This window comes from Celeribacter baekdonensis, from assembly GCF_003047105.1.
In the GTDB taxonomy this organism is placed as follows: Bacteria; Pseudomonadota; Alphaproteobacteria; order Rhodobacterales; family Rhodobacteraceae; genus Celeribacter; species Celeribacter baekdonensis_B.
Map to the genome: position 1 here is coordinate 52,760 of NZ_CP028477.1, position 12,844 is coordinate 65,603.

Annotated in this window: 8 protein-coding genes; 4 read left to right on the forward strand and 4 right to left on the reverse strand. The window is 59.1% G+C overall.

The window, feature by feature from the left end:
• The first annotated feature begins 4 nt into the window (after nucleotides 1-4).
• Nucleotides 5-1,918 (forward strand): type IV secretory system conjugative DNA transfer family protein, encoded by a 1,914-nt coding sequence (locus tag DA792_RS21800; RefSeq protein ID WP_107722936.1) that lies wholly within the window; start codon nucleotides 5-7, stop codon nucleotides 1,916-1,918.
• Nucleotides 1,919-1,987: 69 nt separating this feature from the next.
• Here the strand turns inward: DA792_RS21800 and DA792_RS21805 are convergent, their stop codons facing one another.
• Complete coding sequence (locus DA792_RS21805) at nucleotides 1,988-2,716, reverse strand: HNH endonuclease (RefSeq protein WP_107722895.1); 729 nt, start codon at nucleotides 2,714-2,716, stop codon at nucleotides 1,988-1,990.
• A 244-nt stretch (nucleotides 2,717-2,960) separates the two neighbouring features.
• Nucleotides 2,961-3,752 (reverse strand): WYL domain-containing protein, encoded by a 792-nt coding sequence (locus DA792_RS21810; protein ID WP_107722896.1) that lies wholly within the window; start codon nucleotides 3,750-3,752, stop codon nucleotides 2,961-2,963.
• A 72-nt stretch (nucleotides 3,753-3,824) separates the two neighbouring features.
• Here DA792_RS21810 and DA792_RS21815 point away from each other — a divergent pair, with 72 nt between their 5' ends.
• From DA792_RS21815 to DA792_RS21825, 3 genes are all read left to right on the forward strand, one after another.
• Nucleotides 3,825-4,961 carry an exonuclease SbcCD subunit D gene (locus DA792_RS21815; RefSeq protein WP_074646983.1) on the forward strand — a complete coding sequence of 379 codons (1,137 nt, stop codon included), beginning with the start codon at nucleotides 3,825-3,827 and terminating at the stop codon, nucleotides 4,959-4,961.
• A complete protein-coding gene (locus DA792_RS21820; RefSeq protein ID WP_107722897.1) occupies nucleotides 4,958-8,038 on the forward strand; it encodes an AAA family ATPase in 3,081 nt (1,026 codons plus the stop codon). The genes DA792_RS21815 and DA792_RS21820 overlap by 4 nt, the downstream gene beginning before the upstream one ends.
• A 394-nt stretch (nucleotides 8,039-8,432) precedes the next feature.
• Nucleotides 8,433-8,681 (forward strand): hypothetical protein, encoded by a 249-nt coding sequence (locus tag DA792_RS21825; protein WP_199908216.1) that lies wholly within the window; start codon nucleotides 8,433-8,435, stop codon nucleotides 8,679-8,681.
• Between the two features lie 79 nt (nucleotides 8,682-8,760).
• Here DA792_RS21825 and DA792_RS21830 read toward each other — a convergent pair whose 3' ends face one another.
• Both DA792_RS21830 and DA792_RS21835 read right to left on the reverse strand, forming a co-directional pair.
• The gene (locus tag DA792_RS21830; protein WP_107722899.1) at nucleotides 8,761-10,551 is read right to left on the reverse strand and encodes a UvrD-helicase domain-containing protein; all 1,791 of its coding nucleotides are present in this window, start codon (nucleotides 10,549-10,551) and stop codon (nucleotides 8,761-8,763) included.
• Complete coding sequence (locus DA792_RS21835; RefSeq protein WP_107722900.1) at nucleotides 10,551-12,686, reverse strand: ATP-dependent nuclease; 2,136 nt, start codon at nucleotides 12,684-12,686, stop codon at nucleotides 10,551-10,553. The genes DA792_RS21830 and DA792_RS21835 overlap by 1 nt, the downstream gene beginning before the upstream one ends.
• Nucleotides 12,687-12,844: the final 158 nt, after the last annotated feature.

Here is a 12,844-nt window from a genome sequence, read left to right on the forward strand (position 1 = left end):
CACCATGACCAAGACACTTCCCCTCTGGGCCGCACTTCTCTTCGGTGTGATCTGCGGCGCTGTCATCGGCAGCATCGTTGCCGCCTTCTACCTGACCCTTGCCCTGAAAACCGGATTTCAGAGTTTCGACATGCTGGCGCTCTGGAAGGCGAGCGCGGGCACGCGCGCGGCACATCCCGAGGCCTTCAAGGTGGGCTTTGGCACCGTCGGTTTCGGGGCCATCGGGCTTGGTGCCCTAGCGCTGGCCTGGACCTGGAAGAAGGAACGGGACGATTACGGTTCCGCCCACTGGCAGACCAAGGCGGAACTGAAGAAGAACGACATGCTGCAGACCCCCGGCAAAGGCTTCGTCTGCGGCAAGCTCGGTGCGCCGAGCTCGAAGGCGGAGTTCATCTCCTCGACCACGATCCCGCACGTGATGATGGTGGCGCCGACCCGGGCCGGTAAGGGCGTCGGCTTCGTGATCCCGAACCTCCTGAGCTTCGCGGGCTCGGTCGTGGTGCTCGACGTGAAGGGTGAGAACTTCGAGAAGACCGCGCGGTTGCGGGCACTCAACGGCGACGAGGTCTATCGCTTCAGCCCGTTTGATTGGGCCAATGCGACGCATCGCTACAACCCGCTCGCGCGGATCGCCAAGGCCCCGAGCTTCGCGCAGCGTTTCACCGAGGTCTCGATCCTGGCCGACCTCTTCCTCGACAAGGACAACAAGACCCTCGACACCTTTTCTGAGGCCGGCAAGTCGATTTTCGTCGCGGCCTGCTTGCTGGCGATCCAGCGTGGCACGCCGAACCTTGGCGAGGTGAACAAGATCGTGGCCGGGGGCGAGTACAAGAATGCCCAGTACAAGACCTACGCCGATGAGGCCGAAGAAGACATCCTGCGCGAGCTTTGGACCAATGCCGCCTCTGCCTCCTCGCGGCTCCTGACCTCGAACATCCAGGCTCTGATGACCGCCGGTCTCAAGCAATGGGACAACCCGGCGGTGCGCTCGGCCACGCAAGACAGCGACTTCGATTTCTCGACGTTCAGGAAGACCCCACAGTCGCTCTACATCGCGGTGTCCGAAGATCACATCGCGACGCTGGCGCCGCTCTTGCGCTTGATGTTCGCGGATCTCATCGCCTCTATCCGGCTGAATGAACCGGGCCCGGACGAGCCCTGGCCGGTCATGATGATGATCGACGAATTCCAGCAGATGGGGGCGATGCCCTATCTCGAACGCGCGATCCACTCACTGGCGAGCTATGGCGGCCGCGTCGCGATGATCGCGCAGTCGCTGGCCTCGCTCGACCGGATCTACGGACCCGAAGGCCGCGAGAGCCTCGAGAACGGGGCAGGGCTCAAGCTCTACATCACCCCGCGCGACCAGCGAACCGTGAAGGAGGTCTCCGCCGCGGTCGGCAGCACCACCCGCGAGGCGGTCACCCGGATGTATGGCCGCAACAAGGGCTTCCTTGGCGCGACTTCGACCTCGGCGCGTCTGGAAGAGCGGCCTTTGCTTTCTGAAACCGAAGCGCGCCTGATGGATCCTGACGAGGTCATCATCCTCGCCTCGCCCCAGCACCCGATCAAGGCGAGCCGGATCAAGTATTACGACGATCCATTCTTCAAGGAGATGCTGGCACGACAGGAGGGCAAGCCCTTCCCCTATCCGCCGAGCGTGCAGGGTGTGGGGCCTTGGGGTAGCGACGGTGGTGACGAGGTCGGCGCGGACGAGCAGGCGAAACCAGCCGAACGCGCGCCTGTCCGGGATCGATCACGGCGCCGCGAGGCGCGAGCTATGAGCGTGATGGCGATGGAGGCCAGGCGCGGTCAGCATCAGCCCGAGACGCTCGAGCGGGAAGCGGCCGTGCCGAAGGAATGGGAGGCGGCGCTCGACCGGCAGGAGGATTTCATCGAGGATCTGTTGGGAGGATGACTGTGGTCACGTTGTGCATCGTCCAAAGGACAGGTGTGCGAAGTGCAGTAGGCGACAACTGTAGTGCGCTCACCCATATTGCTCTGCGTCCACAAAACCCTGTCGGTTGCTGCCGCAGGCTCCACCAGGAATTAAAGCGGCGCCACAGGGCATGCCAAACTGATGGCACCACTCGCCATCGTCCCCAGCGTGCACGCAGCCGGTGCAACCCGTCTCGCGGTCTTCATTCAAGCGGTGGATGCGGTCGTGACAGTCACCACACAATGCCACTAGTTCGAACAGGAACTCGTTACCCCAATTGCGATAACTGAGGTGATGTACCTCGGCTGCTCGCGCTTTGCGGCACCCCTCGCATAGGCCATTGGTACGATCCATCACTAGCGATCGCCGATCAGCCCACTCGTGGGATGCCAGATAGTCGGCATGAGACCTTTGGAAGTATGATTTGCCCTCCACACTGCCGCGCCACCGGCTCTCTTGGACGGCGACGTAGCGGCGGCGCACTGTGTCCCACTCGCCCTTCCGCTTCGCCTCGTAGGCCGGGTTTTGCGCTTCGTCGATCTCGGGCAATAGCTCAGTCTCGGTCGTGCGCTTCACCGGGTTGCCCAGAAGCAAGCCGCAGTCGAGGCACTGCTTTTTGACGATTGGTCCGCCGCCCTTGTTGAAGCCACGACGAAGTTCGCTGCGCTCGTGCTGGCACTCGGTCGCGTTAAAAGCGTTCACCTCTTTCGCATATCGCTCTGCAAGATCGCGATCCAAGGGGACGCGCTGGTTGGTGTCGGGATCAATTATCGCCATGTGGCGTCTCGCCTCGCTCGTCTATGAACTGTTTTGTCGCCGCCCAACCCCCAGGATGCCAGAGTGAAACCTGAAAAATATTTGACCAAGGTCGGTGCTATTGACCTTGCTCGACCCATTCCTATCACTCGCTTCCAGCGAGCAACGCCACTGTGCGAATTTCGAAAAGCGAATGGGGCATCTTATTCAGTTCCTAAAGATTAATTCCGGAGTTGGTCAGAACTTCACCTTTCGAAGGGCCCATTCATGCATCCACCTCTTCAATTGTTTCCAATTCCAAACGCGCCTTTTCCTGGTTCAGTCGCCATCGTCTAACGACATAAAACACGAGCGCCTTGCGCGTTTCGATGAGTAAGTGCGTCTTTTCGTCAAAGCCGTACTCCAGCCGGACGGCTCGCGCTTGTGCATCGGATAGATCTGAACGCGGGCGTATCCACAAGCGCACCAAGCTGTTCCAGTCCGTGTCAAAAGGCAGGGGAGCAGGCCGCTCCCGCGTTTCCAGCTGGGTTTGTTTCGTTATTCGTATTGGGAGATAATCGCGGTACGCTTCGTGATTATAGCTCCAGGCGCGGAGATAAATTGCCTCTCCGTCAAAATGAAACTGAACTGGACTGATCCACTGAGGGTCGGAGAGGCCGCTTGTCATCGAGGTGTAGGTGATCTGGATGTCTCGTTCGCCCTTCATCGCGCGGTAGAGCTGTGCGACGATGGTGGAATCCATCACGCGAGTGGGAAGCGGGATGCTCGCGCCAAGCGATGCAGCCTTGCCATCGAGCAATTCGAAAACTTGTTTCGGGCCAGCATCAGTCAATGCGCAGTGGTCGCCGGTCGAGAAGTAGGCCTTATCCCCAGCATCGTAGACTGGCGGCGTATTCGTCAGCGAGAGATAGGTTCGAAAGTCAACGGCAGCCTGTGCCATAGAGATATTGAATCGTTCCATCAAGTCACGACGGTTCGCCTGACCCCTCCAGGTCAGGCATTGGTCGAGGAACAAAATTCGCTCGCGTTGCGCGTGTTTGAGGTCTTCTAGGGTCATGCACGAAGCAGTACTTGACTCGGCTCACAAAGTCCATACATTTACTATACGTATAGAATGTGGATTGATCTGATGCGAATACTTCATACAGCGGATCTGCACTTGGGGCGGCAGTTCATGGGGTTGAGCCTTGAGGAGGATCACGAGGTTATCCTGGGTCAGATCCTTGAAACGCTTGTGGCCGATCGGGTCGATGTTCTTGTCATCGCCGGAGACGTTTTTGACCGTGCCTCGCCGCCCAATTCGTCGATCCGGCAGTTCAATCGTTTCCTCAAGCGCGTGGCGGAGGAGACCGAAGCCGCTGTGGTGATGATCTCTGGAAACCACGATTCTGGCGACCGGATCGAGGCAATGTCTGTCTTTTCCACCGCGTCTTGTGTGCTGGTGCGCGGGATTGCCGACGCGGTAGAGGCGCCGCTGGTGCTGCGTGACCCGCAAGGCGAGATCGCCTTTTCCGCACTGCCCTTTTCCTATGAATACGCCGCACGCGAGGTGTTCGGGGATGAAAGCATTGATGCGCCAGCGGAAGTCGTTGCCGCTCAGATCGCTGCGGCGAGGAGGCAGGTGCCTGATGGGGCGCGTTGGGTCGTCGTGGCCCATGCTTTCGTCGCGGGGGGTGCGGTTGGCGAGACCGAGCGCGCCCTGACGCGAGTCGGGGGTATCGAAACTGTTCCCTCCAATGTCTTCGACGGGGCGGACTATGTTGCACTAGGACATTTGCACAAGCCGCAGGAAGTCGGCGCGAGCCATATTCGTTACTCCGGCGCACCGCTCGCTTTCGGGTTCGACGAGGCAGGAAACGAAAAATCCATGACTGTCGTCGATCTGCAGGCTGAAGGGGCCGAGATCCGCACCGTACCGTTCCGACCGATCCGGCAGGTTCGCTCGCTTACCGGGGCATTCTCGGATCTTCTGGAAGGAACGCCGTCTGATGACTTCATCCAGGCGATCCTGACGGATGAAAACCCTCTGATCGATCCGATGAAGCGGTTACGCGCGACCTATCCCAATGCTTGCCATCTGGCCTATGCCCGGCAGGAGCGCGCTGCGGAGACCAAGGTGCTCGGCAGTGGGCGGGCCGCGGTCACGCCAATCGAGATGATTGGCAACTTCGTGAAAGTTGTGCTCGGCCGGGAACCATACGCCACCGAAGTCGCGATCGTCGCGGAAAAGCTCCACGCAGGAGCCTCCGGGGAGGAGCAGACATGAGACCCATTCGCCTATCGCTTCAAGCCTTCGGGCCATTTGCGACAACCGAGGTAGTAGATTTTCGCTCCGCGCTGGAGACAGGGCTGTTCGGAATCTACGGCCAGACAGGGGCTGGGAAGTCGACGTTGTTCTCGGCGATGTCTTTCGCGCTTTTCGGGGCACCAACCAAGACCGATCAGGAACCACGTTCACTACGCTCGGATCACGCCGCTTCGGATCTACCTACCGAAGTCGAATTTGTCTTTGAGCTGGGCACCAAGGCCTACCTAATCCGTCGTCGTCCGGCGCAGGAACGTCCGAAGGCACGCGGTGAAGGGACCACTGAGGACGCGGCGGAAGCCTCTTTATTCGACGTCACCGGGATTCCGGTGGACACTCTTGGTCCGAGTCAGTCCGGCCGTGTCATTGCGGAAAAGAAGGTCTCGCTAGTAGGGCAGCAGGTCGAGGCGCTGCTTGGCTACGGGGCGGATCAGTTTCGACAGATCGTGCTCTTACCGCAAGGCAAGTTCGAGACGTTCCTGGCCGCAAAAACGGATGCGCGGGTCGAGATATTGCGGGATCTCTTCGACGTGAAGGTCTATCGCGATCTCGCCGCAAGGCTGAAGGAAGAAGCCTCAGCGGCAGAACGAGCGTTGCGCGACCAGCGTGCGCTCTACCTGGCTCGACTCGAGGAGCGCGGGTTCGAGAGCGCCGAAGCGCTTGAACTTGGGATTGTCGCAGCCGAAGCCCAAGTCGAACAAAAGCAGGGCGTTCAGCGTGGTGCGGAGATGGCAAACGAAGCTGCGCGTAAAGCTCTGACCGAAGGCGAGCAAATCGAAAAGGCATTTTCTTCTGCCGACACGGCACAGCAGGCTGTCGATGATCTAGAAAAGAAAACGATCGAGGTCGAAGAGCTAGCCAAGCGCGTTGAGGCTGTCCGGAATGCCTTGCAGGCCCGTGATCTTGAGACGGCTTGGCGCAATGCGGAGCAGGATAGCCTGAAAGCGGTGGAGGCTGTCACGAAGGCCGAGGCGGAACTCAACATCGCCACTGGCGCGAAGGAGTTGGCGGAAAAGAAACTTGCTGAGGCACAGTCTGGCGAGGACCGACGGCAACAAGTTCAGGCTGACCTGACAAGGTTGGAGGCGATCGAGAAGCAGGTCGGGCAGGCAGCGGATCTTAGAAGCGCGTTTGACGACGCTGTAAAGGACGAAGCTTCAGCGAAGAAGGCTCTGACCGAGGCCATTGATGCCCGAGAGAAGCTCAAGTCTCAGCGCGATGCGACCGATCTGGCGCTTGATCAAGCGCGAAAGACCGAAACGGAGCGAGGCCAGCTGACCGGTGAGCTGGCCGAGTTCAACCGAGAAAGGGTCAAGGCAGCGGCGTATGCTAAGGCGCAAGAAGCTGTCGCAGATGCTCAACGAAAAGTCGAAGCGGCATCGAACGAATTGGCGACAAGAACCGACGCGGCGCGAACCGCTGACGCGGGCTTGCTAGAAGCCGAGGCACGGCTTTCGCGCACGCAAGCGATCATTCTCGCGGAAAAGTTGACCGAAGGGGCGCCCTGCCCTGTCTGTGGTTCCCATGATCATCCGGCGCCTGCCCATGGTGCGCCTGAACAATCTGGTTTGACAGAAGCGTTTCGGAGCGCTCAGGTTCAGGCGAGAATCGCCTCCGAAGCCAGGGTTCGGGCGGAAAGCGAACTCGGCAATTGCCGAACGCGGCTAGACGAAAAGAAACGCGCGCTGGACGAACAGGAACGCCCTGAGCGCACGTTGGTGGAACTCGAAGCGGAAATCGTACGGCTGGAAGGCACTGTTGACGCGCTTGGAGAGGCTATCGCCCTTGACGCGATGGCGGAGCAGCTGGCGGATTTGAAGCGGAAAGTGACCGAAGCCGAGACTGCCGAGGCTAAGGCGCGCGCTGCGGCAGGACAGGCTGAGACCACTCTGGCCGAAGCGCGCGCCAAGCGCGATACAGTGGTTGAGGCCTTACCGGAAGGGCTGCGCACGCTCCAGGCGGTTGTCGCGCGAAGGGAGGCTTTGCAGAGAGAGCAAAGGCAACTCTCCGAGGCGCTGGAAGTGGCGACGCAACGGGACCGAGCCGCCAGTGACGCGCTCACCCGTGCGCAAGAGCAGCTTGAAGCAGCTAGGCGGGCGCGCGACGCGCAGCAGCAGCGCGTGAAAAAGGCGCAAGGTGATTTTGGCGCGCGGCTTGCCGAAGTCGGGATGGACAAAGCGGGATATGATGCTTGCAAAGGGCATTTCCCGACTCTCGACGCCGACCGCAAGAAGGTGGCCGATCACCGCGATGGATTGATCGCTGCTCGCACGACATTGCAGAACGCCACAGCCGCTTGCGCAGATCGTGAACGCCCGGATCTTGCCCCGCTTCAGCTGGCGTTGGCAGACGCCACCCAGACCTTGAACGCGGCCAACGCTGCACTCGCCACAGCGAGAACGGATGTATCGTCACTGACAAAATTCAAGGAATCGCTTGCCGCGGCCTTGGCCGAAACCGAGCGGCTTGAAACCGAGACCGGTCCGCTCCGGGGGCTGGCCGATCTGGCTAACGGCAAGAACGATTTCAAGATGACACTCGAGACCTTCGCGATCGGTGCAATGTTCGACCAGGTTCTCGAGGCGGCGAATATGCGGCTCGACCCTATGACACGTGGTCGCTACCGGCTGGCGCGCGGGCTTGAGGCATCTGGCGGCCGCGGCAAGCGTGGGCTCGAAATCGAGGTCTTCGACATCAACACTGGCAAGGCGCGCCCGACAGCAACGCTGTCAGGCGGCGAGACCTTTATCGCGGCACTGGCCCTCGCGCTTGGGCTAGCTGATGTGGTCGAGAGCCTTTCGGGCAAGATCCGGATGGACACAATTTTTATCGACGAAGGCTTCGGGAGCCTCGACACCGAGAATGGGGCGGGCACGCTGGATCAGGTGATCCAAGTTCTAGCTGCGCTGACAGAGGGAAGTCGTGCCGTGGGCCTAATATCCCATGTGGGGCTGGTGCAAGAGGCTATTCCACAAGGCTTCTACGTGCGTTCAACCCCAAGCGGCAGCCGGGTCGAGGAAAGAAGGGGGCTGGGATGACGGACCGTTGGTATTACCGTAAAGCACACACCCGCCGCCTTTCAACGGGGCGCACGGTATCCGTCCGCGGCGGTTGGGCAGTTCGGGGCGACCGTGAAAGCAAGAGGGGCGCATCGTTCAGGCGGACTTGTCCAATATGTGGGGCGCCAATCGTAAGTGTGGGCATGCCCAGAGGTGGATGGGTCCATTTCGAGGGCGGAAGAGGTCTGACGCGCATCAAACACCCATGCTTGCATCTCGGCGAAGGAATGAGCAGGCGGCGGGACGAAGACACGCCGGACCTTTTTGAGGCGAGGCTATAATTTTGATTTTTTACTAGTGAAGCTTGCGGACAGTTGGCTCCAAGCCCACATCTAGACTCTCTAAGCAAACCAAACACCACATGGAGGTTATTATGGCGGTGAATCGTAAAGGAACTTCAACCAAGGTTGCCTCGCTTGCAGCAGACACCCTGTTCAAACCTGGCTCGTCACAGGTTGCCCGCAAGCTTGCTGGTTCGGCGTTGTCTCAGTCCAATACCAATCGACAAACAGGTGCGAATATGGAAGATCTCGCTTCAAAGGTACTTCGCAGCGATCGCTATTCTGAAAAGACAAAGGCACTTGCCGGTTCGGTGTTGTCCCAGTCAAACAAGAAGCGCTGATTTCGAACGATAAACCTTCGCAAGCCGGGCGATATTCGAACTGCAAAAAAGCTTCACGAATCCCTGCACCAAAGCCGGGTCAGGGAATCTGGTCATAGCCAAAGCTGCACGCGAGCAGGATATCGGTGGGCTGATAGACGTCGTTCTGTCCCCGCCGCCGGCCCGCTTCCGAGATGAGGTGTAGGTTCTTCTTCGCTCGGGAACAAATCACGTAGAGGAGCTTGCTAGCGGCCGCGATTTTGTCGTCCTCATTGAAGTGCGGGACCATGCCTTCGAGCAGACCGAACGCGATCACTGCCTCGAACTCAGCACCCTTCACGCCGTGAATCGTTGAAACGGTAATCCCGGTCTTCTCATCGAAGACTTTCCGGAACATGGCGACCTCCGCGATCGCGGTAGCACCGTCCGCGACGAGCCGGTCCAGCCTTCGCTGCGATCCTTCAACGAACGCATCAAAATGTTCGACCAGCATGGGGGAGCTGGCGCGATCGATGCCGAGCGCTGCAAAAAGTGCGTCGAAGCATTCGAGCAGATATTTCAGACCGTCAGTTTCGGCGGAGGAGATGGCATTCGACGCGCGGAGCAGGCTTTTCCTAGTGATCGCAGCAGTGTTGATGCCGGCCAAGTCGAGCGCAGCGATGACTTCACCGGCCCAGCGGCTGCGCCGGATGTAGAGTTGCGGCGAAGCCTCAGTCAGGATGATCCGCGCGAGCTTGTACCAGAAATTGTCGATATCGCGGGCAAAGGGCACCATTCCGGGGCCAGAAAAACTGTAGTCCGGCAATGCGGCCACAAGCTGGCGTGTCATGCTTGCAAGCGGCAGCCATTGCGGCCCAACGATGCAAACCTCGCCTGGGACGATCCCCATGGTCTCGACGTTGTAGCGGATCAGCCGCACGACCTCGTCCACCAGCTTAGTGCGATGTGTCGCATAATCGTAGGAGATCGCGCTCACGAAGGTCTTGTACTTTCCGCCCGCGCTGATCTTCGAGGTGAGCTGGTTGTAGTTCTCGAAGTAGGTGACGATGCGGTCGGACGAGCGGTAGTTCACCGACAGGTCCATCTCGGTAAAACTGACTCCGCTAAGCGCAGAGAATTCGGCAGGCATGATCGCATAGCCGCCGAGCGAGCCATATATCGCTTGATTGGGATCGCCGACGATGAAGGCGTTTGCCTTGCCATTCGAAGCCTTCAGGATAGTGCCGAGTATCGCGTATTGAATCTCCTTGGTGTCCTGATATTCATCGACCAGAACAGTCGCGAAGATCGATCCCAGCAGAATGCCGATTGAGGGAATATCGCGAACCAGCTGATAGGCGTAGTCGAGAATCATTTCGAAATCGATCTGTCGATTGGCGCGTAGCTCTGCCCAATATTGCTGGAGCACTGCCTCGACCTTCGCGCGCTTCCAATCCTGGCAAGAGATGACATAGCCAGCAGACGTGAAGTAATGGCCACAGTCGAAGATGCGCAGACCCCCACCATGCTGGCTGCATAGCAGTTCGTGGGCGCGCTCGGTGTCATGCGCGTTGATCACCCGAAATCCATGTTTCAGCTCGGGGTGATAAATGGCGTATGGGCGCAAAATCCATTCGAGGCAGAAGGAATGGATCGTGCCGATCCAGAGCTGGGTGGTATCGACGCCGAGCTGTTCGATCCGCTCCTGGATTTCGTCGGCGGCGCGGTGGGTGTAAGTGATTGCGACGACACGCTGCTTGTCGGAGGTGAGCAAAGACAGCTCACGCGCGATCTTGTAGGTCAGCGTACGGGTTTTGCCGCTCCCGGGGCAAGCGGTGAGGAACACGCTGCCGGGCTGCTCGATCGCCTTGACCTGGTCCGCATTGAGGTCTTCCGCATTCCAGACGAACATCAGAGCGTCGCTAGCAAGGTGTTGATCCGGTCGCCTGGAAACGCCTTGAGCATCTCGGCACGCACCGCGTCAAAATCGATCTCGCCTCGTCGAAAGCGCCCGACATGGTCGGACATGGCGTCGATTTGCGGCAGGGAAACCAGCCCCGATTTAAGCTGCACCTTCAACCGATGCTCAAAAATGCTCGCCAGTGATTCGACGGAGATCGGCCGATGTGCGCTGAACAGGGCGGACAGCAGATAATTGGGAAGGTGCACATCGGGGGTGATTGCCTTACCGAGAATAATCGCGAACCAGCCCTTCCCGACTTGCTTCGCCATCGTCAGCACACGCGCGCCGTAGCGGGCAATGTCTCCGGACTCGAGGTCAGCCTTGGCCTGGGCGATGGTTCCGGCGTCGGTGTAGACGTCGTTGAGGACGGACACGACGGCAGCGCTGTTGCCAGCCAAGATGAAGTCGACCTCGAAGGTATGCTGCGCAAAATGGGCAGTCAGCCAGGCATTGCCGTGGCAAAAGGAGTTGAGCCGGATAGACCGGGCCGCGCCGGATGTCTGCGAGCCAAGAGCCCTCTTCTTCGCCTTGATCTTGGCATCGCTGTCGAGGGGATCAGGCGTCAGGTCAATGAATGCGTGGTCAAGGTCAGTGATGATCGCGCAATTCTTGCGGATGCGCAGGTCGTGGAATAGCACCCCGACATTCTCGAAGCCGGTGCTGCGAATATTGATCAGGCTGATGCCGAGCTCATCCAGACTGAGTCCGAACACCTGCTTAATCAGGATCGGGACTAGAATCTCCTCGGCATCGCCTTCGACCAGCAGCACGCTCTTCGCGAAGAGCAAATTGCTGCGCACGGCGTCGAGATAACGCTGGATATTGCCGACCTGGCCGGGATCGAGGCCAGCGGCGGGCTGGAAGACTTCGCAAACGCCACCATCGCGCCCGAGGATGTTTATATTTTCGACGTTGCTGACTTCCGAAATGTGGGTCGAATGCGTCGAGTAGATGATTTGCGTGTCGTCATACTTCAGGCGATCGAATAGAGTCTTTTGGATATGGGTGTGGATGTGTGCCTCGGGTTCTTCGACGACGAGGAAATTGGCGAAGGTCTGCTTGACCTTCTGATATTTGAATTCGAGGAGCTTGAGCGTCAGGTAGATGAGATTCGCGCCGCCGAGGCTCAGCTCATGGATCCCACCCTCATAGCCGGCTTCGGACTCGCCTACAAAAAGCTTTAGAGACTGAAAAAGGCGATCAGCCTCATCGGACAGGTCGGACCGGATCGACAGGGATTTCGGCGAATAGGTTTCGCCAGCGGCATCGGTGATGGTGTCGCGGATATCGGTGCGGATCGCGCGTACATCGTCGAGAGCTTCTATCGCATTGTTAAGGTTGGACACCAAAGCGCTGATCGGGGCGAAGGCCGTGGGGTCGATCTCGCCGCTCTTGCCTTTGAGTAGCGTCAGCAGCGGATTGGTACGGTTGTTTTGGAACTCGGCCACGACGTCGCGGAGCGCTTGGACGAAGGTGAAGCCGATCTCTCGCGCTATCGAGAACATGCCGGGGACGATCCCGCCGATGTCTGGCGAGGTGAGCTCGGTCGGAAAGATGACCGCGTCAAAGTCACCTACCAGTGATCGATATACTTTGGGGTTGCAAAAATCGGCGCTGCTCTTGCCGGTGAAGATCGTCTCGTAGTCCGCGAGGCTCATCTCGCTGCGGAGCGCCGCCAGGCCGGCATGATCGCCGGCGGCAAGCTCGCCAAGCTTCTGCCGAATTACAGCCTTTGGTCGAAAAATCAGATTGTAAGTCGCCCGATCGACGGTAGCGGCGGTGATGTTGCCGGCGCCGTGCAGGAACAACGACTGGATCGTCTCGTCCTGCGAGACATCGGTGAATTCGAGGCTGATAATGATCCAGTGCCCGCGCCACTCGCCGATGCCGCGATGGAAGTCGCGTTCGTCAAGACGGTGAGCCATGCGGAGCAGATTATCGTCGAGCAGCAGCCGGATCGCGCGAAACAGATTCGTCTTGCCCGACCCGTTCTCGCCTATGATTGTGTTTACGCCTTTTTCGAACTTCACCGTCGCGCGGGCAAAGTTTCGGTAATTGACCAGCTGCAGTTTTGATATGTGCATGCATCCCCCGGACTGGAATTTTTGTTGTGATTAGGCGCAATCGGAAAAGCGGCGGATCGGCGGTTTTGGCGAAGGGCGATGATGACTGGTTGAGCGTGTGAGCCCCACGTAACGGTAGAGCAATTACCACAAATGACACTATCTGTTTGTTAATGCGA

What these genes read in the sequence shown, in the direction of transcription:
- DA792_RS21800 (WP_107722936.1), top strand. Translation starts at nt 5, where the DNA reads ATGACCAAGACACTTCCCCTCTGGGCCGCACTTCTCTTCGGTGTGATC.
- DA792_RS21805 (WP_107722895.1), bottom strand. Translation starts at nt 2,716, where the DNA reads ATGGCGATAATTGATCCCGACACCAACCAGCGCGTCCCCTTGGATCGC.
- DA792_RS21810 (WP_107722896.1), bottom strand. Translation starts at nt 3,752, where the DNA reads ATGACCCTAGAAGACCTCAAACACGCGCAACGCGAGCGAATTTTGTTC.
- DA792_RS21815 (WP_074646983.1), top strand. Translation starts at nt 3,825, where the DNA reads ATGCGAATACTTCATACAGCGGATCTGCACTTGGGGCGGCAGTTCATG.
- DA792_RS21820 (WP_107722897.1), top strand. Translation starts at nt 4,958, where the DNA reads ATGAGACCCATTCGCCTATCGCTTCAAGCCTTCGGGCCATTTGCGACA.
- DA792_RS21825 (WP_199908216.1), top strand. Translation starts at nt 8,433, where the DNA reads ATGGCGGTGAATCGTAAAGGAACTTCAACCAAGGTTGCCTCGCTTGCA.
- DA792_RS21830 (WP_107722899.1), bottom strand. Translation starts at nt 10,551, where the DNA reads ATGTTCGTCTGGAATGCGGAAGACCTCAATGCGGACCAGGTCAAGGCG.
- DA792_RS21835 (WP_107722900.1), bottom strand. Translation starts at nt 12,686, where the DNA reads ATGCACATATCAAAACTGCAGCTGGTCAATTACCGAAACTTTGCCCGC.